The organism is Pseudomonas sp. Ost2, assembly GCF_018326065.1.
Lineage (GTDB): Bacteria > Pseudomonadota > Gammaproteobacteria > Pseudomonadales > Pseudomonadaceae > Aquipseudomonas > Aquipseudomonas gingeri.
In genome coordinates this window covers 3,997,241-4,021,276 of the sequence record NZ_AP021904.1, presented here as the reverse complement: position 1 = coordinate 4,021,276, position 24,036 = coordinate 3,997,241, and the positions used below count along the sequence as shown (strand labels likewise).

At 58.6% G+C, this 24,036-nt stretch carries 27 protein-coding genes and 2 pseudogenes; 18 read left to right on the top strand and 11 right to left on the bottom strand.

Annotation, left to right across the window (positions count from 1 at the left end):
* Positions 1–103 precede the first annotated feature (103 nt).
* From KI243_RS17550 to KI243_RS17540, 3 genes are all read left to right on the top strand, one after another.
* Positions 104–793 carry a YafY family protein gene (locus KI243_RS17550; protein WP_212809525.1) on the top strand — a complete coding sequence of 230 codons (690 nt, stop codon included), beginning with the start codon at positions 104–106 and terminating at the stop codon, positions 791–793.
* 20 nt (positions 794–813) lie between these two features.
* Entirely contained in the window at positions 814–1,170 is a 357-nt protein-coding gene (locus KI243_RS17545; RefSeq protein ID WP_212809523.1) for a TfoX/Sxy family protein, read from the top strand.
* A 78-nt stretch (positions 1,171–1,248) separates the two neighbouring features.
* Entirely contained in the window at positions 1,249–2,274 is a 1,026-nt protein-coding gene (locus tag KI243_RS17540; protein WP_212809521.1) for a hypothetical protein, read from the top strand.
* A 156-nt stretch (positions 2,275–2,430) separates the two neighbouring features.
* On the opposite strand, the gene KI243_RS17535 is transcribed toward KI243_RS17540, so the two are convergent.
* Positions 2,431–2,634 carry a hypothetical protein gene (locus tag KI243_RS17535; RefSeq protein ID WP_244861733.1) on the bottom strand — a complete coding sequence of 68 codons (204 nt, stop codon included), beginning with the start codon at positions 2,632–2,634 and terminating at the stop codon, positions 2,431–2,433.
* A 222-nt stretch (positions 2,635–2,856) separates the two neighbouring features.
* The gene (locus KI243_RS17530; RefSeq protein ID WP_177131619.1) at positions 2,857–3,753 is read right to left on the bottom strand and encodes a DUF6216 family protein; all 897 of its coding nucleotides are present in this window, start codon (positions 3,751–3,753) and stop codon (positions 2,857–2,859) included.
* Between the two features lie 108 nt (positions 3,754–3,861).
* Here KI243_RS17530 and KI243_RS33085 point away from each other — a divergent pair.
* Positions 3,862–4,125, top strand: a pseudogene (locus KI243_RS33085) (ATP-binding protein); the annotation flags it as partial.
* A 16-nt stretch (positions 4,126–4,141) separates the two neighbouring features.
* Here the strand turns inward: KI243_RS33085 and KI243_RS17520 are convergent.
* Positions 4,142–5,776, bottom strand: coding sequence for a hypothetical protein (locus tag KI243_RS17520; RefSeq protein WP_212809519.1), 1,635 nt, complete (start codon positions 5,774–5,776; stop codon positions 4,142–4,144).
* Positions 5,777–6,027: 251 nt separating this feature from the next.
* On the opposite strand from KI243_RS17520, the gene KI243_RS17515 reads away from it, so the two are divergent.
* Complete coding sequence (locus KI243_RS17515) at positions 6,028–6,606, top strand: hypothetical protein (protein ID WP_212809517.1); 579 nt, start codon at positions 6,028–6,030, stop codon at positions 6,604–6,606.
* 135 nt (positions 6,607–6,741) lie between these two features.
* Here KI243_RS17515 and KI243_RS17510 read toward each other — a convergent pair whose 3' ends face one another.
* Entirely contained in the window at positions 6,742–7,014 is a 273-nt protein-coding gene (locus KI243_RS17510; protein WP_244861732.1) for a hypothetical protein, read from the bottom strand.
* Between the two features lie 139 nt (positions 7,015–7,153).
* Here KI243_RS17510 and KI243_RS17505 point away from each other — a divergent pair, with 139 nt between their 5' ends.
* Positions 7,154–7,519, top strand: a complete 366-nt coding sequence (locus KI243_RS17505; protein ID WP_212809515.1) for a DUF3742 family protein — start codon at positions 7,154–7,156, stop codon at positions 7,517–7,519.
* 5 nt (positions 7,520–7,524) lie between these two features.
* Here the strand turns inward: KI243_RS17505 and KI243_RS17500 are convergent, their stop codons facing one another.
* Positions 7,525–9,042 (bottom strand): conjugal transfer protein TraG N-terminal domain-containing protein, encoded by a 1,518-nt coding sequence (locus KI243_RS17500; RefSeq protein ID WP_212809513.1) that lies wholly within the window; start codon positions 9,040–9,042, stop codon positions 7,525–7,527.
* A gap of 1 nt (position 9,043) precedes the next feature.
* Positions 9,044–9,430: a hypothetical protein gene (locus tag KI243_RS17495; protein ID WP_212809511.1), complete on the bottom strand. Its 387-nt coding sequence runs from the start codon at positions 9,428–9,430 to the stop codon at positions 9,044–9,046.
* 226 nt (positions 9,431–9,656) lie between these two features.
* Here KI243_RS17495 and KI243_RS32900 point away from each other — a divergent pair.
* Together KI243_RS32900 and KI243_RS17490 are read left to right on the top strand one after the other, a co-directional pair.
* Positions 9,657–9,850: pseudogene (locus tag KI243_RS32900) on the top strand (hypothetical protein).
* Between the two features lie 54 nt (positions 9,851–9,904).
* Positions 9,905–10,528, top strand: a complete 624-nt coding sequence (locus KI243_RS17490) for a hypothetical protein (protein WP_212809509.1) — start codon at positions 9,905–9,907, stop codon at positions 10,526–10,528.
* 186 nt (positions 10,529–10,714) lie between these two features.
* Here the strand turns inward: KI243_RS17490 and KI243_RS17485 are convergent, their stop codons facing one another.
* The 3 genes from KI243_RS17485 to KI243_RS17475 all read right to left on the bottom strand — a co-directional run bounded on the left by KI243_RS17485 (position 10,715) and on the right by KI243_RS17475 (position 13,120).
* On the bottom strand, positions 10,715–11,926 hold the full coding sequence (locus KI243_RS17485) for an MFS transporter (protein ID WP_212809507.1): 1,212 nt from the start codon (positions 11,924–11,926) through the stop codon (positions 10,715–10,717).
* Positions 11,923–12,315, bottom strand: coding sequence for a heme-binding protein (locus KI243_RS17480; RefSeq protein WP_177082875.1), 393 nt, complete (start codon positions 12,313–12,315; stop codon positions 11,923–11,925). The genes KI243_RS17485 and KI243_RS17480 overlap by 4 nt, the downstream gene beginning before the upstream one ends.
* A gap of 85 nt (positions 12,316–12,400) precedes the next feature.
* Entirely contained in the window at positions 12,401–13,120 is a 720-nt protein-coding gene (locus tag KI243_RS17475) for an IclR family transcriptional regulator (RefSeq protein ID WP_212809505.1), read from the bottom strand.
* 387 nt (positions 13,121–13,507) lie between these two features.
* Here KI243_RS17475 and KI243_RS17470 point away from each other — a divergent pair, with 387 nt between their 5' ends.
* Positions 13,508–14,647, top strand: a complete 1,140-nt coding sequence (locus tag KI243_RS17470) for an extracellular solute-binding protein (RefSeq protein ID WP_212809503.1) — start codon at positions 13,508–13,510, stop codon at positions 14,645–14,647.
* A gap of 98 nt (positions 14,648–14,745) precedes the next feature.
* On the opposite strand, the gene speB (KI243_RS17465) is transcribed toward KI243_RS17470, so the two are convergent.
* On the bottom strand, positions 14,746–15,696 hold the full coding sequence (gene speB / locus KI243_RS17465; protein WP_212809502.1) for an agmatinase: 951 nt from the start codon (positions 15,694–15,696) through the stop codon (positions 14,746–14,748).
* 119 nt (positions 15,697–15,815) lie between these two features.
* On the opposite strand from speB (KI243_RS17465), the gene KI243_RS17460 reads away from it, so the two are divergent.
* Entirely contained in the window at positions 15,816–16,706 is an 891-nt protein-coding gene (locus KI243_RS17460; protein ID WP_177082867.1) for a LysR substrate-binding domain-containing protein, read from the top strand.
* On the opposite strand, the gene KI243_RS17455 is transcribed toward KI243_RS17460, so the two are convergent.
* Positions 16,684–16,833 (bottom strand): hypothetical protein, encoded by a 150-nt coding sequence (locus tag KI243_RS17455; RefSeq protein ID WP_212809500.1) that lies wholly within the window; start codon positions 16,831–16,833, stop codon positions 16,684–16,686. The genes KI243_RS17460 and KI243_RS17455 overlap by 23 nt on opposite strands.
* A gap of 154 nt (positions 16,834–16,987) precedes the next feature.
* On the opposite strand from KI243_RS17455, the gene KI243_RS17450 reads away from it, so the two are divergent.
* The 8 genes from KI243_RS17450 to KI243_RS17415 all read left to right on the top strand — a co-directional run bounded on the left by KI243_RS17450 (position 16,988) and on the right by KI243_RS17415 (position 23,910).
* Positions 16,988–18,412 (top strand): APC family permease, encoded by a 1,425-nt coding sequence (locus KI243_RS17450; protein ID WP_212809498.1) that lies wholly within the window; start codon positions 16,988–16,990, stop codon positions 18,410–18,412.
* A gap of 65 nt (positions 18,413–18,477) precedes the next feature.
* Positions 18,478–19,434: an agmatinase gene (gene speB, locus KI243_RS17445; RefSeq protein WP_017128643.1), complete on the top strand. Its 957-nt coding sequence runs from the start codon at positions 18,478–18,480 to the stop codon at positions 19,432–19,434.
* 14 nt (positions 19,435–19,448) lie between these two features.
* Positions 19,449–20,279 (top strand): polysaccharide deacetylase, encoded by an 831-nt coding sequence (locus KI243_RS17440; RefSeq protein WP_017128642.1) that lies wholly within the window; start codon positions 19,449–19,451, stop codon positions 20,277–20,279.
* Positions 20,280–20,288: 9 nt separating this feature from the next.
* Complete coding sequence (locus tag KI243_RS17435; protein ID WP_017128641.1) at positions 20,289–21,212, top strand: NAD(P)-dependent oxidoreductase; 924 nt, start codon at positions 20,289–20,291, stop codon at positions 21,210–21,212.
* A gap of 23 nt (positions 21,213–21,235) precedes the next feature.
* A complete protein-coding gene (locus KI243_RS17430; RefSeq protein ID WP_017128640.1) occupies positions 21,236–21,961 on the top strand; it encodes an SDR family NAD(P)-dependent oxidoreductase in 726 nt (241 codons plus the stop codon).
* A 36-nt stretch (positions 21,962–21,997) separates the two neighbouring features.
* Positions 21,998–22,909 carry a LysR family transcriptional regulator gene (locus tag KI243_RS17425; protein WP_017128639.1) on the top strand — a complete coding sequence of 304 codons (912 nt, stop codon included), beginning with the start codon at positions 21,998–22,000 and terminating at the stop codon, positions 22,907–22,909.
* Positions 22,910–23,082: 173 nt separating this feature from the next.
* Positions 23,083–23,427: a hypothetical protein gene (locus tag KI243_RS17420; protein WP_017128638.1), complete on the top strand. Its 345-nt coding sequence runs from the start codon at positions 23,083–23,085 to the stop codon at positions 23,425–23,427.
* 129 nt (positions 23,428–23,556) lie between these two features.
* Complete coding sequence (locus KI243_RS17415) at positions 23,557–23,910, top strand: copper-binding protein (protein WP_017128637.1); 354 nt, start codon at positions 23,557–23,559, stop codon at positions 23,908–23,910.
* Positions 23,911–24,036 lie beyond the last annotated feature (126 nt).

The following is a 24,036-nucleotide window of genomic DNA, read 5'->3' as shown; positions in this document are numbered from 1 at the left end:
AAAATCCTAGCATTGGCCTGTTGCCACCCTTGTGGCAACAGTGTCGATAACCCGTGTCAGCGCGGGTTCATGTTCAGCGCAGTCATCGCGTATAAGGAGTGTCATGCGTCGAGCAGATCGTTTATTTCAGGTCATCCAGATATTGCGCAGGCGAGGAACGGTAACGGCTGCGGGCATCGCCGAAGAGCTTGAGGTGTCGCGCCGAACCGTCTATCGGGATATCCAGGACATGATGGCCAATGGTGTGCCTATCGTGGGCGAAGCCGGCATCGGTTTCGCGTTGCGCGCTGGGTATGATTTGCCGCCGTTGATGTTCAACGAGCAGGAGCTGGAAGCGTTGGTGCTGGGCGCTCGAATTCTCCAATCCTGTGCGGACCCGCAATTGGGAAGGGCTGCGGACGACGTGATCGCCAAGATACGCGCAGTATTGCCACAGAAGTTGCGGCCGCATATCGACGCGCTGTCGTTGTGGGCGCCTGGCGATCCTCAACAGGAATCGATTTCCATCGACCGTGCGGCGCTGAGAGCGGCCATTCGATACCAGCGCAAGATCAACTTCGCTTACATCGATCTGCAAGACGTCGCTTCTGTTCGCACCGTTCGCCCGCTCATCATGGCCTTCTATGGTCCCGTTTGGCTGTTGGCGGCCTGGTGTGAAATGAGGGACGCATTCAGGGTGTTCCGCCTGGATCGCATGACCGAGATGTCAGTGCTCGATGAGCCATTCCGACAAGAGCGCGGAAAAACGGCGGCCGACTTCCTCAAGCAAGACGCCGGGTACAAGCATCAGTGAGGCCACAGGGAGGCACCGTCATGTCCAGTTCTCGCCAATATCTGAATTTTGTCCTGGAACAACTGGAGCCTCTGGGCTCGGTGGCCAGCAAGCGCATGTTTGGATGCATGGGCATTTACCTGAACGGCCTGATGTTCGCACTCATTGATGGCGACGACGGTGTGTATGTCAAATCCGACGCCGACAGCGTAGGTTTTTTCGAGGCCGCGCAGTGTTATCCCTTTACCTATCAGTCACGCGGTCGCGAGGTGGCTTTGTCGTATTGGTCCATTCCCCATAGTGCGCTGGATGACCGCGATGAGCTGCTGCTGTGGGCGCGGCGCGGCGTGGAGGCTGCGCTCCGTGCCTCACAGAAAGGTCGCCTTTCAGGCAGCTGATACGCCTGCCGTCAACTACGCTCCACTCGACAGGGCGCCCCGGGGCGTCACCATGGACGCTGTTGGGGAGGGAGTTCAATGTGCAGTTGGGGGCTTAACGAAGTCAGGGTCGCGGTGCTGGATGTCATTGATACCTACGTCAATGACCTTTGCACGTGTGCTCCGGCGCAGGGTGGCACTCTCCTGTATCCGGGCTCGGGCGCTGACATCGCCAACGCATTGTTCTCCTCAGCCAGCCGGATCGACACTTTTGTCTTTGTGGACAATTGGCAAGGTGGCGGCGGTGTCGAGGTCGCGTTTGAGAAAATTGCTGAAGCCTTGCGCAAAGCCATCCCTGATGATGCTACTCCCGAACCGCTTGCCGCTGAGGATGTGCGGGCGTTCGCAACCCAGATCAATATCGCCTCTGCCTGTCCGATGCTGGCCTTCCAGTTCATGTTCAAGGGCAGGGCCAGGCGGCTGCTGTTCTTGCGAACCTCGTTGGAACGCTTCTTTACCGACAATGGCGGCTTTCGATGCCATGTGGTTTTCGTCAAGGACCTGGGCGGAACCACCTCCACGGTCTCCTGCGAGATGGCGCTACCGTGCCTGCATCTGCACGGACTGTTCGTAACCAACGAAACCATTCTGCACATTCAACTGTATGGTCTCAGACGACTGGTCAGTCTGGTCGGGGTCGGGTATGGGGATACGGTCGTGGCGCATAAAGTGCGCGATTTGGATGTGGGTATTCTTCAGGGCGTGAGTGAATTCGCTGATCAACTCAAGCGCGCCGCCGATGCGTTTTTTGCGGAGTATGAGGACACCTATGACTTTCTTTCCCTGAATTATGGGGCGGTTCAGCCTCATGAGGTCAAGATCCTTGCCGACGGTATGGCACGAATAAGACCCCTGCTGACACCCTACGGGTTGACACCTGACGAGCAGTTCGAGATCTGCAAGAGCGTGCTCCAGGCCGGCACCTGGGTGCCTCAATGGGATCATGACATTCCCGCCTACCTGGCTGCGTGGCAGTTACAGCATATGCAGGCGCACACGGCCATGCTCCTGAACCGACCACGCCCACCTGGACGCCCTCGTACGATCAAGCCGAGTTTTCACTAGGTCGTCTCCCATTGTAGAACGCGGTGAGACAGTTTCCTTGCTCACGGATAGACCGGGGGAGGGGCGCGATTACCGGCTGCTCGGCGCCAGGGCGCGCCCAGCGTTGGGCGATAAGCAAAACGGGAAGCCAGGCCTCCCGTTCGGTGCAGTACCTTGTCAGCCGTTGGCGCTGACGCTCAACTCATTGAGCATCGCATCCATTCTCAGCTGTGCCAGCTCAATCAGGTGCACCACACCCATCGCCACCTTGCGATTTGGACCGGTCTGGTTGTCGGTGTTTTCATAGGCCGTGGCCGCTGCCGATTGCAGAATCGAGTAGACGTCGAGCAGGGTGGTTTCTCGGTTCCTGGGCAGAGGCAAATCCTCAAGCAGCACGGTGACAGGGGCGGGGTTCGAACCTGTCCGGGGGCCGAGGACGTAGTGAGACAAGATGGGCCGTATAGTGGCACGATGTTGTAGCGGGCGATGGGCTCATTGTCCTAGCTGCTGATGACGTCCTGTTCAAGCTGACGCAGGTAACTATGCACTGGCACAACGTAAGCCGTCGCACATCCTTACCGCCTTTGTCTGTCTCAGGCCCCTTCAATCCAATTCGTTTGATGTATTGCTGATGCTGCTAGGGTTTGGTGAGCAGGTAATAGGAGTGGAACTCGTCGTTGGGGTTTGATCATCTGAGAGTAGGCGTTTGGAAAGCTTGACTGCTGTAAGCTGCCAAAATATGAATAGTACGCATAGGCCGAAGCATATAAGTCCTGCCAACCCCATCAGCGCTCCAATTTTCTTCTGTGAGTCTATGGCTTCGGTTAAGTACTCATCAGCGAATCCTAAAACCAAGCCACATATTACGTCTTTGTCCCAGCTATTTTCAATTGGTGTAGAATCTTGGAGATACCGACAGTCGCCCTGCTGGATTTTCCAGGGATTCCCTCGCAGCAGAGCCGGGAAATCGTATCGCGGGCTAAAAGCCTCATTCTTGCCGACCCAGAATTCTGTCCCGGTTGCGGTGACGGTCAGCAAGGCGTAACCAGGCTTTTGAATAAATACACTCATCGAAATAAGATATAATCCAATCAATATGAAGCAGCTTCGAGAAAGCCAGAGTTGTGCTCTGCCTGGAAGGTCGAATTTCAGTTGATTGGCTTTGAAGTACCAGCCTGCGTGACGTAGCTCTGCAAACTCAAAATCGTTGTCGTGTAGCCACTCATGTAGTCTTGATTTGGCTTTCACTGAGTTCAGTCGAAAACCCGTTTTTAGGTTAAATTTGTTGAGGTCTAGATAATCATCTGCGACTTTCTGATCTTTCGGGTTTGTATATTTTCCTTCCAGCCCGAGCCATTTCAGTATCTGATGAAAAATGAAAAAAAATGATCTCGTTCGATAGTAAACGATAGATACGACCACTAGGCCGCAGACTATGGGCCATAGCTTATAAAGCACATCGAGCAAATGCATGGCAGCGGTGAAAGTTTGGTCGGTCAAGGTGGAGTAGCTCTGAGAGGAAGAAGGCTAGCATCCTACAGTCCCTGATTAACTACGTCATTTAGAGCAATAACCTTGTTCTCTGCCTTGTATGTCCCGCGAGTTCAGGTCATCGCCAAACGCTACGAGCGTGGCAGCGTGGTGTTGACCAGCAACTTGCCGTTCAGCCAGCGGACAACGACGTTTGCCGATGACTCGACCCTGACCGCAGCGCGGCTGGATCGGTTTCTGCACCAGGGGGTGCGAACAAAAAACGGAGACTGCCGATTGATGTTGCACCTAGAGGGCTTGAGCCAAGCCGAATGCTCTCGTAGGGTTGGGTCGAGATGCTTCCAGCCAATGAAAACCCCGCGTGTGGGCGGGGTAGGGTGAGCAACGATCGAGATGTCTAGTTGACGGCCAGCGGGACGTTGAGCAGGTCAGTTGTATGGGCCGGTTGCAGCATGTCACCGCTGGCTGGCGGGTTGAACGCCGCCATGCTGTTGACCAATAGCTGCGTTTGCTGCTCCAGAGCCGGGTCGACCGTACTGGTAGTCGGCTTTTCAGAAACCGCCGAAGCTGGTTTGCTGTAGCGGAAATAGACATCCGCGATCTCCTGGGTTTCACCTGATTCCAAGGTGTATTCGGAGATCCACTTGATGGTGTTGCCGCTCTTGTCAGGTCGATAGACGCTCTCAACCTTATCGAGTGAGATTGACTTGATACCTGCCTCCTGCAAGCTCATCAATTCGTCTGCGTCGGACACGGTGTTCTGGTTCTTGTCTTGCCAGACCAGCAATTTGTCATATAACGCATCGGCTGAATCGATGCGTCCGTCACCGTTGGAGTCGAGTCGGCGCAGCGCAGTGAAACCATCTTCCATCGGCCCGCCGAACAGCTCACTTCCATCGTCAATGATACCGTTGCCATTGCGGTCAAGGGCCAGGAACCCGCTATTGCGGTCCAGCCAACCATGGTAAGCGCCTTTTTCTCCCGGGATAAACTCGAAGCCTTTGATGCCATCGAATATCGAGCGGGTTTCGATGCCTTTGCCACTGAGGTCAAACGCCAGCGGCGTCAATTCGGCAAAAGCCTCGTCAGCAGTCTGCGCCGCTTCCACGGCCTTGTTGGAGATCGCGGAGGCTTGACCGCCCAGCGCCTCGTTGGCCCGGCCGAAATTGCTGTTGATGAAAGCCTCCATGCTGTTGGCCGAGTCGATCAGGCGGGTCATTTTTTCATTAAAAGCGCTTTGCCAACTGGCGCCCGAAAGATCAAGGCCACCGCTGTTAAAGGCATAGTCCTGAAGTGCGCCGTAGCCTCCGTCCCAGCCGAGCATGCCGTTGCCGTCGCGATAGAGGAAACCATTGCCGGGCTTGACCAGGCTGGACAACGAGAAGTTGAATTCGTTGATTTCCTTTTGCATTTGCTCGAGGAAGCCGCGCTCCAGGCCTCGCTCATAGTTGTTGAGGAACTGCTGCGTGTCAGCCTCGAGCGGATAGCCGTCATACACACCGTTAACGTAAGTAGGGTCAAGTACCAGTGCGTCTGGATATTGGCCGGCGACGAAGGTTTCTGGCAACTCAATCACGCCAGAAGGGAGCTGAGAGGACAACGTTTGTGCCGCGTCCTTGGCCCAACCATAAGCGCCTTCAAGCAACGTACCGCCGACATAGGCCGCTCCCAAGAAAGCAGCCCCCAGCGCCAGTGTCCCCATGATAGGGAAGGCGGAGGCCAGTGCACCGACTGCCAGAGCACGAGTCACACTGCCGATAATGAAGCTGTCCAGCGCGGCGATACCACCAGCACCGCCTAGCATGCCCGCGGCAACTTCAGCGGCGCTGTCGAGCATTTTCAGGAAGTCATCTGAAGTGGCTTCAAGCTTCGCCATATCGGATAACACAGAGCTGATGTCACCCGAATGAGAGAGTGCTTCACCCAGTAGTTTCGCTTTCGCGTTCGGGCTGTTTTCCAGGGCTTTCCCCAGCGCGCCCATGAGGTCCGAGATTGACTTGGCTTGTTCGATTTGGTCGGGTGTGAAGCTCACGGTGTACTCCTTGTACTCATCCATGCGCAGGATGGTGCGCGCTCGTGATACGAAATTCGTCACGACGTCTCAGATGCCAAGCCAGATCCTCTGCAGATGCAGTCAGCGTCGGAAGGAACAGCGGCGAAAAGCGTGCATATATGCCAAGATGATGGCATATTGTCAATAATGATTATCGTTACGGAGGCGCGAGAGGGTTTTGTTGGCGTGGTCTAATACGGCGCAATTACTGTGGGCCAGGAGCTACGCTGGTGATTGAAAATTACAGCACAAGGGATTCAGGGATGGCAGTGAAAGCATTGGTGTACGGTTGGGGCACCTACCTGGTTGTGTCGTGGTTGACCAGCCTTGGCATTTTTTACAGTGATATTGCACTCAGCAGCGATCTACATCGCTGGCTGCCTGTGATCGCGCGGGCCGAAGACTATTTCATCGCGCAGGGTCAACTCGATTTCCTGAAGAAAACCGCCTGGATTTATGAAAAGGATCTCGTGCTGCTGGCACTTATGCTGATCTGGGGAGGGCTGTTTTGTCGGTTCTCGCTACGCATGAGCTTTCTTGGTTTCTTCAGGGTGGACAACTACAAGAAAAGCTACCTTGGGCTGCTCATGGTACTGGGGGCTGCCTATGTGATCAGCGCCGCTATCCTGGGGCCGGATATCGAGCAATCCACTCGAGGTGTTTTCAGCAACAAGCTGTACCGCTTCAGTGTCCTGTTTGGGGCGTTCCACCACACGCTGCTGCTGCCCACGCTGTTGCCATTGGTGGCTGTGAGCATCTCCGGCTTCCTTGAGCCCCTCAAGGCACCTACGGCTGCGTTGCGTCACTGAAGCATTCTGCGCACCCACCAAACAGCTCCAGGGCGCACCCGAAACAGCCCAGTCACAACGCCGAGCTGCGAGTGAGGATTTGTAGAGCGTTCAGCAAAACGGGAAGCGAGGCTTCCCGTTTGTGCTTCTGGCGCATCAACCTCTGACGCGGGCTTCCTGCATATCCAGCACTGAATCTATCTTCTGCTGCGCCAACTCGATCAGGTGCACCACACCCATCGCGACCTTGCGATTCGTGCCGGTCTGGTTGTCGGCGTTTTCATAGGCCGTGGCTGCCGCGGACTGCAGAATCGAGTAGACGTCGAGCAGGATGGTTTCCCGATCCCTGGGCAGAGGCAAGTCCTCCAGCAGCACGGTGACAGGGAGGGACTTCGAACCAGCCTTGGGTCCAAGGTCATAGTTGGACAACGCCAGCTCTCTGCTGAAAAATCCGTCTCTTATCGAGAAAAGTCCTATGGATGCTTTTACTGGCCGCCTGCAAAGCTGAATCGTGCGTCGGCTGACTGGGCCGTGCCGAGCGCGAAAACTCAACTGCGAGGTCAGAAGCATGGTTGCTGAAGCAAGGAAGAAAGGACTCATCTACCGTTTGGGCTATGGGGTTGGTTGGCTTTCTCGTCGTTATTTCGGGTACGAGAAAGTGCTTCTGGGATGGATGACGAGGAAAGGCATGCCCGCTGTTTTTGCGGGCATGCTGGGGTGGTGTGTGAGGTTGGGGTTGATAGGTGGTTTTTTGTATCTGGCGTTCTGGGTTGCGGTTATTGCGATGGGGCTGTTTTTCTTGACGATAATCCCGGTAAGCAATTTGAATTCTGACGGAAAAATAGTTGCCTCTGACGGCGATAAGCTGTGCCCCGATCCTTATTCATTGGAAAATATGAACAATCCAGCTTTTTATCATGATCTCTGGGAATAGGCCGTCTATTTTCTTAGAGGGCCTTTCAGTTGGCTAGTTATTAAGCTTGCTCCGCTACCTCCTTGTTGCTTGGCGTTGTTGGTTCCTTCTGACAGTCCTTGGAGAACTGTTCCTACGCGGATTCCTGCCCAAGTTAATGAAGCCAACCAAAATGTCGGCAGAATGATGAATAGCATGCCCATCACAAAATTCAACAACATATCAGCCTGTGTGTTGTTCATCCCGAGCAGCAGGTTCAGGTTCGAATGCGGCGAGTCCCATCCATAAAGCGCATCGAGAATGGTGGTGTCGAGCCAGCGGGCAAGCTGAAACCAGAAGTCCACAAAGATGATCGCGAACTGCACCACTGAAACGGTGATGGTTGCCTTCAAATCGTAGGTGCTGAACATCAGCACCAGGGGAATGCAGATCACCAGCGCCATCTTCAGCGCCGCTGTCACCATCGGCAACGCCTGGCGCATGACATCCATGGCCGGAAAGTAGGCCGCTGTACCCACGGTGAGGCCGACAGCCCCCGTCACGCGGCTCACGTCGTTGAACATCGAACCGCCGACCTGTCCGCCATAATCGCTGTAGGCCCGGCCCTGTGTCATGGTCTGGCTGCTCGGCGAGACGATCTGCCGAACGATCGCGTCGTTCACTTCCTCCTGGCTGACAAAGTTTGCCCATCGCGCGAAGCGCTCGATCAGGCTGCTTTCCACCTCGGCCAGCAAGCGTGAGCGCAGCCCTTTGTCCCCATCGTTCCACCACTGATTGCAGGTCGGGTACCCACCACCGTTTGCCACCTGGGCCAGGCCCATGTCCCGATCAGGATCATAGGGCCATTCGCTCCGCGGCGACCTGGAGTGATAGGTGTCGTAGTACCCGGACTGCTCCCTGAAGTACCTGGAGCCGATCCAGTTGATGTCGTGGGTTTGCTCCAGGCTCAGGGTGGGTCGATTCATGAACAGCTTCGCCCGCGAGTAGCCGTAGCAATCGTTGGTGAAATCGGCGACCTCCTGACCCAGCAAGGGATCGTGCAGGCGAGTGTTGTATACCTGCATGCGCATCTGCCGTAGATCGGTCCCACAGGGGATGGCGGCCACGGCGGCGCCGGTCACGGCCTTGGACATCGAGTGCACGAAGAACCACCAGACCGGCACCAGCGCCGTCTGACCATTCAGTGTGGTGAAGGATCGTCCCCAGCCGGTGTCCTGGGGAATAGGCTGAAGAACCTGGCATTGTTCCGAGCGACTTTGATCGAACTGCAGGGTGCCGAGATCCAGGTGGATGAAGGGAATCCCGGCGAACATGATCACCGCCGTCGCCAGCCATAGACGGGTTTCGATGCTGGCGCTGGCCGCCAGCACACTGTTGCCATCGGGTCCTTTCTCACGTCCCTTGAACCACTCCTGAAGCACGATGACCATAAACGGCAGTGCGAACAGGCCGGAGTCCGTGAGCACCTCCCAGATTCCGTTGCCGACCAGCCAACCCACCAGCGTCAGGTAATACTCCAGGTAATCATTGGCGTAGAGCGTCATGTCAGGCTCCCCAGCGCGCATACGCCCGTAGCAGTTCCATCAGCAGCACCAGCAGGGCCAGGCCCTTGGCGGATCGTACAAGCCCCTGGGCAAGTGCAGGTCGGTCGACCAGCAGCCGTTTTCTGAAGCGCAGGCAGCCCCAGACCAGCAGGCTGTACAACAGGGCTCTCCAGGTCACGAAATACCAGTAGGTGTCCTCTCTCCAGGCCTGCCAGGCGGGTAGTCCCTGCATGATGTGGATACCGCCGATGTTGAACACAGCAGCAATGAAGATGACCAGCAAGGTGACCGCAATCGGCCCCGTAGGCAGTCGTTTTGAGCCTCGTGGGGAGGTGCTTTCATCGGGATAATGATTGAGGCGGGGGGGATCATTGCGAGAGAAGTGCATGGTGAGGCTCCTGAGAAAGAAGCCTCGAATCCTCCTCAAGACGTCGCGGGATCACAGCCGGAAAACTGATATGCGAAGGGAGTCTTTGCTTATGGTGATGGCGCAAGAGTTGGTTTAGCTTCTGCGCTGATCCCGCCTGCCGGCCGAGGGACGATCCGCCCGGCCTCTGGAGAAAACCCCGAGGGCGCCGATAGCGTTTCGTCCAGATCGACCGAGCCACTGATTCATGAACCTCACCGACGCTGTCCTCATCCTGCTACTGGCCGCCCGTATCCACGGTACGGACGAAGCCGTGCGGGCCTCCGCCAAGAGCTGCGTGAAGAGGCTGCCGCGGGGCAGCGCGACCTGATCTACAACGTGATCAACAGCCGCAGCCCCATGGAACTGGTGGCCTTTCTGGCTGAAAATCTCAGTGACTGAACTGTTCTACAGTACAGAGGAAAGTCCAACCAACGGAATAAAAAGAGAGGGACCATGACCATTTTTAACGTGAACTTCGCTGTCGACGACATGGAAGGCCGGACTGTATTGGTCTTCCTCAAGCCGCAACAACCGCAGCGCGACTACCAGATTCATGCTTGGCAGGTACTGGAGGGGGCGCCGGGCGCTACCGAATCGTTCAACTACGAGGCGATCATCGAAACCGATGTGACTACATTCGGCGGAAGGGATGACAAGAGGATTGTCTCGGAGCGCCGGGTTATGACTCCTGGCGCGCTGTTGCAGGCGATCAGTCCGAACGGACTGTCGCCGCTTTTGCAACCGGCCCCGACCTCGCTGGCGATGGAGAAATTGACCCCCCAGCAGTGCGGGGTAATCAACAAGACCAACCCCTACTTCCAGTTTGACTGCAACTGGTACGTCAACGGAAGCCCGGTGGTGACCATGCCCAAGGTGGATGTGATGATGACAGTGAGCTTCGAATACTTGCCGAACTTCTACTTCATGGTGGCGACACCACCGAGGGTTGGGCAGACCTATATCATGCAGAACTTCTCTGATACGACCCAGTACGTCCTACCCATCACCGCCACGGAGGTGGATGTCATCCTGACCCGGGAGAATGGCCTGTGGCGTTTTGACTTCCTGGCCAAATGATCCTGGCGCACGGCGGCGCTTGGTTGCTGCCGTGCGTTTCTTCGAGGGCACGGGAAAAAGAGGCTGCGTCAGCATTTTCTGCGAGATGCCGGGCAGGTCCCGCTTCCACTGCAAGGTGCGCAGGGAGGGATCGGCATAGAGCCTGGTCGTGCAGGGCGGCCTTGCGTACCCCCTGCGGTAATAGCCTCAACCGGCAGTCGTGTGGGGACGATGCAGGCGCTGGTCCTTTCGGTCGAGCGACACCAGCCAGGCCAATGGCAACTGGGCAATGATCACTGTCACGACGCCCGCCCAAGGGGTAAGGGCGATTTGCCCGTGATCGACCAGGGCACTACCGCTGGTTTCTCCCAGGGCAATGCCCAGGTTGAAGGCCGAAATGTTCAGTGCCGAGGCGAAGGCCACCGCCTGCGGGGTGTAGCGCTCGGCGGTCGCCAGCATGCCGGCCTGGGCCGCAGGGGAGAGGCCGAACGCCAACGCCCCCCAGAAAAACAGCATGACCACCGTTGGCAACTGATAGGGCAGGAGCAGCGCAAGCGCGGCCAGCACCAGTGTCAGCAGCATGAAGATCGTTCGCAGCGCCGCTTGCCAACCCATCGAACTGGCGAGTCGACCCCCGGCGAGATTGCCCGCCAGGGTCGCCAGGCCGAAGACGATCAACAGGAGGCTGGCGCTCGCGCTGGAGAAGCCACTGATGCCTGTGAGGAGGGGCGTAATGAAGGTGAAGGCGGCAAAGCTTGAGCCGAAACCCAGTACTGTCACGGCCATCATTGCCAGAATCGCCGGATGCCTGAGTGCCGCCCATTGAGCGCTCGCTTTGCCCGACGATGGCGTCGGTGCAGGGGGGAGCCACCGGGCGGTCGCCATCCAGGCCAATGCGGCCAACAGCGCCACCGCATAAAACGGCAACCGCCAGCCCAGCGCATTGCCCAGGAAGCTGCCAATCGGTACACCGATGACCATCGCCAGTGTCAGGCCGGCGAACATCACCGCGATGGCTTTGCTGGCCTGCCCCTTCGGTGCCAGGCTGGCGGCAACGGTGGCGCCGATGGCGAAAAAACTGCCATGGGCGAGCGCGGTGATGAGGCGTCCAGCCAGTAACGAGGGGTAATCGGTGGAGAGCGCAGCCATCAGGTTCCCGCCCAGAAACACGGCCACCAGGGTCAGCAGTACCGGCTTGCGCGGCAGGCGGGCCAGAGCCAGGACGGTGAGGGGTGTACCGAGCGCCAGCGCCAAGGCATACAGCCCCACCAGGCTTCCAGCGCGCGCCAGGGGAATGTCCAGGTCAGAGGCGATCGCCGGGAGAATGCCGACGACAATGAACTCGGCCATGCCAATGGCGAAGGCCGTCACCGCCAGCGCCAGCACGCCTGGATGAATACGTGGCGTGGTTCGGTTCATGGACGACCTGCCGCCTGCAGGGCGATCCACTGATCGGCCTCAACGGTGGCTCCCGCAACGCCCACGGCACCGATGACCTTGCCGTGCTCATCGCACAGCACCACGCCGCCACCGAAGCTGATCAGCCCGCCATTCGTGGCCTCCAGCGAGTAAATGGCGCCACCGGGTTGTGCTTCGGCACCGAGTTGGGCGCTGTCGGTACGAAACAATGCCGCGGTGCGCGCTTTCTTGAGCGAGACATCGATGGCGCCGGGCACCGCCTCATCCATGCGGATAAAGTGACGTAGAAGCCCGGCATCGTCCACGACGCTGATGCAGACGGCGAAACCTTGATCGCTCGCCAATGCTTTTGCACGATTGATGACTTGCTGGGACAGTTGCTCAAACATTCGCAAATTCCTTTGAATCAAACGACAGAATCCAGATGATCCCGGCGATTGCTTTTCAAGGGAACACGGTCACACCCACTGGCGGCTAAAGTTTGAGCATGTCGAACATTTTCCTCATGGCGAGGGTCGCCAGCTTGCGCAGCTCTGCTTCGGGCAAGCGTGGCGCAGGGGCGGCGACACCCAGTGCCGCGACTACGCGACCTTGCAAGCGCAAGGGCAGCGCCACGCAGTTCAAGCCTGGCTCGGCCTCTTCGAGATCGAGCGCGTAACCCTCGCGGACGATGCCGCCCAACTCGGTCTCCAGTTCCGCGGGCAGCAGATCCGATCGGCGCAGGCTGCGGCGCAGGTCCTCGTCGAACGCCAGGAATACCTTGCCGATGGCCGAAGTGGTGAGTCCCGCGCGACGCCCTCGTGGACTGGCGACGCGCAAGGTACCGCTGCCCTCCAGGGCATCCATATACAGGTACTCGCGCGTACCGCAGGGCACCGCCAGAAAACACGTTTCGCCACTGAGTTCGGCCAGCGCACGCAATGCGGGGGCAAAGGTTTCACGCAGCATCGCATCCGTGTCGTTCAACGGCTGGGCGATCTCACGCAAGCGCAACCCCAGGGCGTAGTGGGTGCCGCGGCGGGAAATGTAGCCTATGGCGGCCAGGGTATTGAGCAAACCGTGCAAGGTGCTCTTGTGCAAACCGGATTGCATCGCAAGGTCCACCAACCGGATTTCGCCCCCTGCCGCCGCGAGGGTTTCAAGGATCATCATCGCGCGCTCGACGGACTGTATGCCTTTGTTCTCGTTAATCATGTGAGGAAGGTTCGTTGAAATAAGGCCGTAGCGAAGGCCAGCAAACCGCCGAAGCGTTTGGTGGCTTTGGTTTTTTACGGGTGAAATGATTGCATCGTTTAGTTTTGTTAATCGATCGTCAGCGATTTTATATCAATTGATTGATGTGTGGGGTCGCTGAATAATCGGAGGGGCAATGCAGTCAGTACATTGAAACGTTGTGCCAGTGAAGTTGATAAAACATTCTATTGAACAATGTCAATTGTTCAAGGGGGTTATTTGTCTTCAAATCAAGAGAGTACTTTATGAGCAGGTACTTGAATGTATGGCGGACGCGACAAACAGACTTACTGCGTGATTAGAATAATGATAAGGGTAAGTTGGATGATAGCCACTCAATCAGGTTTCATGAACGCGCTGAATACGACTCGCTTGGAAAGCCTGCTATCTGCCTTTGGCGGTTGGCTCAGGGCGATTGTTTTTGTCGTTGTGCTTGCGATTTTCTCAGTGCCTGTATCTGCTACGGAAAGGGTCGTGCGGGTGTACGGGTGGGCGGAATACATCGGTCTGAAGACCCTGAAGGATTTTGAAGCGCAAACCGGGATCCGGGTCCAGTACGACGTCTTCGACAGTGCCGATATTCTAGAGGCAAAGCTGCTGGCCGGACGCAGTGGCTATGATGTCGTGGTTCCCGGCATCGCCATGCTGGACCGCTTGTTGAAAGCAAACGCACTTCAGCCCAGCGGCCTGCAACAGATGGATCGATTGAGTGAACTTGATCCTGTGCTGCTGTCACAACTGGCGGCGCTGGACAAAGGCAATGTCTACGCGGTCCCCTATACCTGGGGCACCACAGGCCTGGCGATCAACCGCAAGGAAATCGAGAAGCGTATTGCCGATGCCCCCCTGGACAGTTTTGATCTGCTGTTCAAGCCACAGTTCGCGAGCAAACTGAAGGACTGCGGCATTTCGATCCTCGACGCTCCCCAGGAAGTGATCAGTATCGCCTTGAACTATCTGGGAAAACCGCCACATAGCCAGGCCCCGGCAGACCTGAAGGCTGTCCAGCTACTACTGGATCAGCTACGACCATCGGTCCGCTACATTGGCTCGGGTACCCAACCCAGTGATCTGGCCAACGGCGATCTGTGTGTGGCGCTTACCTACAGCGGTGATGCCGTCCTGGCCGAGGCCATGGCTGAAGGCGCAAAGTCATCCGCCAGGGTGGAGTACGTCTCTCCCAAAGAAGGTACGCTCACCTGGATTGATACACTGGCCATCCCGGTCGATGCACCGCATCCCGAAGAGGCCAAACTCTTTATCGAGTTCATTACGCGCGCGCAATCACTTGCAGAACTCACGAACAACTTCTTCTTTGCCAACGCCAACACTGCCGCGACCCGGTATGTCGACAAGAACATCGCTGAAAACCTGGCCATCTATCCCTTGGCCGCCGTGCGCGACAAGCTCTTTGCGGAGGAGCCGATGACGTTACGACTCATGCGTGAGCGCACTCGGATCTGGTCCTCGTTCCGGACCCAGCGTTGACGGGAAAGAGAAAAGGCGCTGTTGATCGACATCAGAGTGTGCCGTCTGGACCCAGGGTCAACTGGCCGGGGCCTGGGTCCGACTGGCTGTCCGTGCTTTCAGCGGTTGGGATTTGCCGCGTACAGGCACACCATCTCCATCGCGATCGCCGCCCCGGCCAGCGCGGTGATCTCGGCGTGATCGTAGGGAGGCGCTACCTCGACGATATCCATGCCGATCAGGTTGATGCCTTGCAACCCACGCAGAATTTCGAAGGCCTGGTGCGTGGAAAGACCGCCACAGACCGGAGTACCTGTTCCCGGTGCAAACGCCGGGTCCAGGCAATCGATATCAAAGGTCAGGTAGACGGGGTGATTTCCAACGCGCGCGCAGATGGCGGTGGCAATCTCAGAGGGCGACAGCGTGTGTACCTGGCGCGCATTGATGACTTGGAACCCCATCGGTTCATCGTTGCTGACACGAAGTCCGATCTGCGTGGAACGGGAGGGATCAACCAGCCCTTCGCGCACCGCGTGGTAGAACATCGAGCCGTGATCGATACGCTTGTTGACGCCGTCTGACTCGGTGTCGTGATGCGCATCAAAATGGATCAGGGACAACGGCCCGTGCCTGGCCGCATGGGCTTGCAAAAGCGGGTAGGTGATGAAGTGGTCTCCACCCAACGTCAGCATGCCCGCACCCGCGGCGAGGATATGCTCCGCGTGGGCCCTGATGTCTTCCGGTGTGTCTTGCGGGGTGCCGTAGTCAAAATCGCAATCGCCATAGTCGATACAGGCCAGGACATCGAAAGGGTCGACTTTCCAGGGCCAATGGCGCGCCCATGCAGACTGGACCGAGGCCTGGCGAATTGCACGGGGGCCAAACCGACTGCCTGGCCGATTACTCGTGGCGGTATCGAAGGGAACGCCGGAGACGACGAGGTCGACGCCGGACAAGTCTTTGCTGTAACGGCGCCGCATGAAGCTGGTGATACCGCCGAATGTACTTTCCGCGTGGGTTCCATAGAGGCTTGCGCGGGTGATGGCCTGATCAATGACGGGGTGTTCCATGGACGTACCTTCCTGAGGGGTGGGGTCATTCAGGACTACGATTGTTGAACGCCGTATGATTGATAGTAAATTGATATAAAGTGTTGGAAAAATCGATAAAAAAACTAAACGGTAAGCTCATGAACCTTCCTCCACTCAAGGCGCTGCGCGTATTTGAATGTGTGGCCAGACTGGGTCATGTCGGCGCCGCCGCCGCTGAACTGCATGTCACCCCCGGTGCTGTCAGCCAGCAGTTACGGGCACTGACCGATGCCCTGGGAACAAAGCTGCTGGTCAAGCAAGGTCGGTCATTGGTACTGACTCCAAGGGGGTTGGCACTTCAGCAGGCGGTGGCCCGCGGACTGACCGAGTTCGCCGAGGGTGTTCGTCTGGCTAGTGACCCTGCGCATTCCCTGCCTGCGCCTGCCGTCTTGACGGTATCGACCGAGCCGATCTTCGGGGCTTCCTGGCTGATGCCCAAACTGTTTGCCTTCAGGGCGGAACACCCGCAGATCCGCCTGAGGCTTCTCGCCGCCGATGGCCTGACAAACGTGGATTGGAAGAGGGCAGACGTCGCCATTCTTTACGGCGCGCCCCCTTGGGAAGGGTTCTGGTGGAGGCCCCTGATCAACCTCCATATGTTCCCGGTCTGCTGCCCACAACTGCTGCATGGACGCAATGGGCTGAAGCATCCCGCAGACCTCATGCACCACCGTCTCTTGCACGAGGACGATGGTTCCCAGTGGCGCCGCTGGCTGGTTGAGGCGCGTATACCGTACCCGGGTGATGCGGATGTGCACCTGGAGGACTTCGGCATGGCGTTGCAGGCGGCCAGGGACGGTTTCGGCGTTGCCCTGAGCGATGAAATCTGCTCGTCGCGGGATCTGCGCGACGGCACGCTCGTGCAGCCTTTTGCGCTCAAGGTGCCGACCGCAATGGACTACTTTTGCGTCTGCAACGAAGAGCGCAGCGCTGAGCCCGAAGTCATGCTGTTCATCGACTGGATCGTCAATCAGGCTCGAAACGTTTGAGTGTTTCATAGCGCTGCTCCACCGCGCATGCCTGCTTCCTTTTCCCTGACAGGCCTGCCAGCCAGGCCACGACCGCACCGCTGGCCGTCGAGATGACGTCGCGCGGCATCCGTGCGGATTTGCGCAAGTCAGCTTTCGTCTTTGGTAATTGTTGCTGCGCAGCCGACTCCCTATCTTGAATCGATGTAAATGCCCGGCATGCATCGGGTATTGCTCAAGAGCTCCGTCCTACAAGAAGCGTTTTCGCTACCTGCCAATAAAAAACGAGCCTGGGATGAATCATGAAACTCTACGAACTTTTCGGTTATGACCGCCACGGTGTTGTCAGCGAACTCGATACCGCGCTCAGTAAAGGAAAACTCAATACCAAGGACGTCAGCTTTTCTGCTTTGGGCTTCAACGCGCCGGCCTGGGTGGCCGCATCCTCGATGTCGATCCTCTATTCGATCTCCGGCCATCAAGCGCCCCTGGCGATCCTGATCGCCTTCTTCTTTCCCATGCTGGTACTGGCCGTGTGCATGGTGTCGCTGACACGCCAGGCACCGTCGGCGGGGGGCATCTTCACCTTCTGCTCGCGCTTTTTGCACCCGGACGTCGGCTGTATCCTGGGCTGGACCTACGCCGTCGCCTGCATTGCCGTCACGCCGATGTGCGCGCTGATCGGCTCCGAATACATCCAGGCGCTGATTCCTTCGCTGGCCGGCGAGCTCAACGCGAAGATCATCGGTACGTTGCTGATCGCGACCTTCTTCGCGGTGTCGGTGCGCGGGGTCGGAGTGACCGCGAAGCTCGCCAGTACCTTTCTGGTTTTCGAGATAGCCGTGGTCGCCGGCCTCGGTTTCATGGGGTTGATCCATCCCCAGGTCGAGAACCTGTCCTTTGCCTCGATGTATTCGCTGCAAGGCGCCGGCGGTCTGGCGGCGATCGGCCCGGGCGTGCTGTTTGGCGTGTGGATGCTGGCGAACTTCGATTCGGCCATCAACTACATCGAAGAGGCGCGTGTGCCGGTGCGTACCGTGCAGCGCTCGCTGCTGATCGTCCTGACCTCGGCGTTCGTGATCTACAGCCTGGCGGCCATCGGCTGGCAGTACGCGGTTCCGGTGGAGCAATTGGCCGCGATTGTTGAAAACGGCAACGGCGGGCCCATCGCCGCGGTCGCCAATGTCTACCTGCCACCGGCCATGGCCTGGCTGGCGCTGTTCGTGGTGATTACCTCGGCCTGTGCCGGCCTGCAGATTTCGTCCAATTCATCGGCGCGCACGCTGTATCGGATGAGCGAAGAGGGTCATCTTCCCGGTACGTTGCGCGCGGTCAACCGCTTCAAGGCGCCGTGGTTCACCCTGGGCCTGGTGTCGCTTGCCGGTATCGCCCTGGTCTGGTGGAAGCCGCTGGACAAGATCGTCTGGTATTACGACGTGGTCACCATCACCCTGGTGATGTCCTACATTTCGGCGCTGGCGGCCTTCATGGTCATGACCTGGAAACAGCACAAGGCGCCCACCGCAATCCTGCTTTCGATCCCCGCGTTGCTGGCGCTGTTTGTGCTCGCCTATATCGGCTACACCGCCGGGGCCAATCCCGTGTCCCCGGAAGATCTCCATACCGCCTGGTACCTGGGTGCGCTGTCACTGGTGACCGGCGTGCTGATCGTGGTCTCGGGCAAGCGCCGCCGCAAAGTGGCCGGAGCGATACCGGCGAAGGCGTGAAGCCGTTCCCTGAGCTTTCCCTTTCTTATCGCCCATTCATCTGCTGACAACCAGGAGCAATATTGATGGCCAATGATTTTCCGCAACCTCTGGACGCTGCCGTCATCCCCCGTTTTGCCGGTATGCCGAGCTTTATGCGCTTGCCGATATTCACCGACCCGGCCGACGTGCAGATCGCCTTGCTGGGCATCCCCTGGGATGGCGGCACCACCAACCGCGCAGGCGCCCGGCATGGTCCGCGGGAGGTGCGCAACCAGTCGAGCATGATGCGCAAGGTGCACCACGTCAGTCATATTGCCCCCTATGACCTGGTGCGGGTTGGCGACCTGGGGGATGCGCCGGTCAATCCCATTGATCTGCTCGACTCGCTCAAGCGTATCGAAGCGTTCTATCGGCAGGTCCATGAGGTCGGCACCGTGCCGCTGTCCGTCGGTGGCGATCATCTGGTGACGTTGCCGATCTTCCGCGCCATCGCCCGGGACCGGCCGATCGGCATGGTCCATTTTGACGCTCACTCCGACACCAATGACCGTTATTTCGGCGACAACCTCTACACTCACGGCACGCCGTTTCGCCGTGCGATCGAGGAAGGGCTGCTGGACCCCAAGCGCACGGTGCAGATTGGTATCCGCGGTTCGATCTATTCCGCAGAAGACGAAGATTTCGCCAGGGACTGCGGCATCCGGGTGATCCACATGGAGGAGTTCGCCGACATCGGCGTTGCCGCAACCATTGCCGAGGCGCGGCGCATCGTGGGTGACGAGCCCACCTATGTCACCTTCGATGTCGATGTGCTGGACCCGGCCTTTGCCCCGGGGACGGGCACCCCCGAGATCGGTGGCGTCACCACCTTGCAGGCGCAGCAACTGATTCGAGGCCTGCAAGGCCTGAACCTGGTCGGTGCCGATGTCGTGGAAGTGTCGCCGCCCTTTGACGTGGGCGGGGCCACGGCGCTGGTGGGGGCAACCATGATGTTCGAGTTGCTGTGCATTCTCGCCGACTCGATCAAGCGTCGCTCGTAGAAGGAATCGCATCGATGATCGCCTGGCCTGAGAACAAACGCTTCGCCGTGACCTTGAGTTTCGACCTGGATGCAGAAAGCGCCTGGGAACCATCCAGCCTGTCCGGGCGCCGGCTCTCCCTGCTGTCGATGGGGGCCTATGGCCGCCGTGTCGGAGTGCCGCGCCTATTGGAGCTGCTTGCCCGCTACGGTATCCGCGCGCAGTTTTATATTCCCGCCCGAGTGGCCGAGATCGACCCCGAGGGGGTGCGCAGCATTGCCGCTGCCGGGCACGGGATTGGCTGCCATGGCTACTTCCATGAGCGTGTCGACGAGCAGACGCCCGAGCAGAACCTGCAGATTCTCAAAGACTCCAAGGCCCTCCTGGAAGCCACCATCGACCGTCCGGTCACCCATTACCGCGCCCCCTTGTGGGAGCTGACTCCGGACGTCGTCGATTCACTTCTCGCCCTGGGTTTCCACAGTGACAGCAGCCTGATGGGCGATGACCGGCCGTATCGTGTCGGCAGTCCTGAAAAGAGCCTGCTGGAGCTGCCCGTCAGTTGGCTGCTGGACGATTGGGAGCAGTTCGCCTACTCGGCGGAGCCGGCGGTGGGCAGTGTGATCGAAGACCCGGACAAGGTCTTGCGACTCTGGTCGGCGGAGCTGGAAGGCATGCGTCACTACGCCAGCCATTTCATTCTGACCATGCACCCGCAACTGATCGGTCGCGCCTCGCGCATCGCGATGCTGGAGCGTCTGATCCAGCAGATTCAGCGTTATGACGATGCCTGGATCTGTACGCCTGATGATGTCTACGCTCGCTGGCAGGCGGGCGACTTGGTGCTGCCGCTGTACCCTTACTGAGGACGGATCATGAACATACTGGTAACCGGGGCCAACGGGTTTCTTGGTCAGGAAGTGGTGCGTCAGTTACTGGCCCGGGGAGACGAGGTGGTGGGCTACGACCGCAGCCTGGTGTGCGCCATCGAGCACGCGGCGTATCGCTACGTGCAAGGTGACCTGGCCGACCTGGCGAGTTTGCTGGAGAGCTGCCGCAGCCGCCCGGTCGACGTGATCATTCATACCGCGGCGATCTCGCACCCGGTGGACTCGCGGCGCATTCCGCTGCAAACGGTGCTGACCAATGCCCTGGGCACCACCCATGTCTTCGAATGCGCCCGGCTCAGCGGTATTGCCCGGGTGGTCAATCTCAGTTCCGAATGCGCCTACGGACCCAATCGGGAAATGGACGTGATCGACGAGCGCGCGCCCCTTGAGCCGACCACGCCGTATGGCTGTACCAAGGTGTTCACCGAAAAGCTCGGCCAGGTCTACAGCGACCTGTATCAGGTCAGCGTGGTGTCGCTGCGTCCGGGCTGGATCTACGGTCCCGGGCAGTTCATGCAGTGCTACCTCAAGAGCATGCTCAGAAGCGCGATCGACAACGAGCCGTGGCATGAGGAGGAAGGTGGCGATTACCGCTTTCAGTACGTGCACGTGGTGGACGTCGCCCACGCCTGTGTCCTGGCGGCCAATGTTCAGGAAGAGCGCTTGCAGCAACGGGTGTTCAATGTGACGGCCGGCGAGCAGGACAGTTACCGGGCCGTCGCGGCACGGATTCGCAAGGTCTACCCCCAGGCCCAACTCAGCATCGGCCCCGGTAGCTTGAGCGTGCTCGATGACAATGCGCGCTTCGATATTTCGGCGGCGGGTGGGCAACTGGGCTACCGCCCCCGGTTCTCCCTGGAGGAAGGCATTGCCATGTATGCGCAGTGGCTGGAACAGCATCCCTACTAATGGCCTGAAAGCCGAGGTGATTGATGAAAACCTATCTGGTAACCGGTGCTGCACAAGGCATCGGCCGCGCGGTCGCGCTTGCGCTCGGTGAACAGGGCAGTCTTGCCGTGCTTAACGACCTGCAGGAAAGTCCGGCGCTGCTGGCCCTGGCTGATGAGCTGAAGGCGCGAGGGGTGGAGGTGCGTCTTGCCCTGGGCGATGTGTCGGATCCGGCAACGGCGGAACGTGCATTTTCCGGTCTGCAACGCCTGGATGTGCTGGTCAACAACGCGGGGTTCTTGCAGGAAGCGCCGCTGAGCGAGCTCAGCTTCGAGGCCTGGGACCGGATGATCCGCGTGCATCTGTATGGGGCGTTCCTGTTCTGCAAACCGGCGGCGGTCCTGATGATCCACCAGGGCAGCGGCGCTATCGTCAATATCGCCTCCGATCTCGGGCAACTCGGGTGCGCCAATCTCTGCCATTACTCGGCTGCGAAAGGTGGAATCATTGCCCTGACCAAATCGCTGGCGCGAGAGTTGGCGGCCCATGGTATACGGGTAAATGGTGTTGCCCCCGGCGGCACGTTGACACCGATGGTCGAACGCCTGGGCGAGGCTTATATTCGCGAGGAAGCGTTACGTTACCCGATGCTGCGACTGGGCACGGCACAGGAAATCGCCGCCGCGGTGATCTTCCTGGCCTCGGCGCAGGCCAGTTTCATGACCGGGCAGATTCTGGGGGTCAATGGCGGCGGTGTAATGAACGGCTGATTGTGCTCGTACGCAAAAACACGAGGAGAGGGCGGCATGCTGGTGAACCTGACGGATGTGGATCTGCGCATGCTGCGGATTTTCTGCGCGATCGTGGATGCCGGTGGTTTTACGGCGGCGCAGGTCCCGTTGAACACCAGTCTGTCGCGTCTCAGCGTGCTTGTTCGCGACCTTGAGGTCAGGCTTGGCTACTCGTTGTGCAAACGCGGGAAAAGCGGTTTCCAGTTGACCGAAGAAGGTGAAGAAACCTACGCGGCAGCGCAGGAACTGTTCGCCAATATCGGCCATTTCCGCCAGCGCACGGCGGTGCTCAGCGGGCGCCATCGGGAGTTGTTGCGCATCGGCACGGTCGACAGCCTGATTACCCTCGAACACAGTCCGGTACCGGCGGCCATTGCCCAGTTGCGTGCGGGGCATCCCGGCGTTCATATCGATTTGCAGGTCATGCGGCCCGACGAGCTTGAACAGGCGGTCCTCGAAGAGCGCATCCAGGTGGCCGTCGGTGCCTTTCACCACCGCTTGTCCGGGCTTCACTACCAGGCGTTGTTTGAAGAGGAACAGCATCTGTATTGCGGTCGCGGCCATCCGTTTTTCCAGCGGTCCGATCAGGATCTGACGTATGAAGAGCTGAGCGCGGCGGATTATGTCGACCGAGGCTATGTCGCCGAGAACAAACGGCCGTGCGAGCTCCGGTTCGCCAGCGCGGTCAGCGCTTTTTCGATGGAGGCTATCGCACTGCTGATTTTTTCCGATACCTACATCGGTTACTTGCCCACGCACTACGCAGCGAGCTGGGTCGAGCGAGGCCGGCTGCGATCGATCATGCCGCAGCGCCTAGCTTATCGCTCGGCCTTTCATTGCATCACCCGCCAAGGGGTTGAGCAGAAGAGTACGGTAAGCCGCTTTCTCGACAGGCTCACCGCCCATGCCAGGCTGCATCTGCCTTAGACTCCAGGTGCAGGGCAGGGTGGAAGTCGCGCAGCATCGTGAAAAAAACCGGACTGATAACACTGGCTTAATGCAGGTTTGGCGATATGGCCTTCACTCAACACCCTTGATGGGGTATGGGTGATGTCTGTCCATGACGTTGAACGGCCTTTTGCGAGATTGCCCGGCACTCCATGAAGCGTTATCTGCGGTTTTGTCTCCTGCTCGTGATCAGCTTGGCGCTCCCCCTCAGCGGGATGGCGGGCGTTCGCGTATCGGCAGAACCGTGCCCGATGGAGATGGCGGGCAAGACGACGATGGATGGCATGGGCCCGGACTGCTGTCAGGAGGCGAAGAACGGCGCCATCGAGCACGGCAAGTTGTGCAAGCCCGGCCAGGAGTGCAAGACCGCAAGCATGCTGCAAGTCTCGGTGATCAAGCCGCCGATCAGCTTATCCCTCCCTGCCGTCATTTCCTTCTCCAGCGATTTGCTGCCCCTGCAGACCCCGTCCGGGGTGTGGCGCCCGCCACGGGTTTGATTCCTGTCTCTCATTGAGCCTCATGCCGCGTTTGCGCAAGAGGACTGTTGCGCCTGTCTTTTGGCTCGCGCAATGGAAGAACACAGGAACAACAAATTGCCGAACCTACCTGTTTTGAAGGAAAAACCGATGAAACGTACTCTGATTACCGTTGTAACCGCCATGGCCGTGCTCTCTTTGAATGCCTATGCGGAAGAGATGAATATGGGCGGAGAGTCGATGCAAACCATGACCAGGAACCGGGCGCCCAATCAGGTGGCCGTGGCCAAGGCAGAAGGTGTGATCAAGGCGATAGATGCCGAAAAGCACACGGTGACCATTGCCCACGGCGCCATCGCGTCCATCCAATGGCCGGCCATGACCATGGCGTTTTCTGCGACACCGGCGCAACTGGCGGGACTTCGCAAAGACGACCCTGTCACCTTCAGCTTCGGTCTCTCGGGCACTGTGGCAAAGATCGAGTCCATTGAAAAAATGAAGTAACGCGGGGAGGGGCTACCGGCTCGATGAGTCGGGTCGGTAGCCCATGCTAAATCAAACCGCTATCGCCTTGCTCACGGGGCCGAAGGCGCTTCAGACCTGAAACCTGGCACGGCTTGTCAGTGCAAT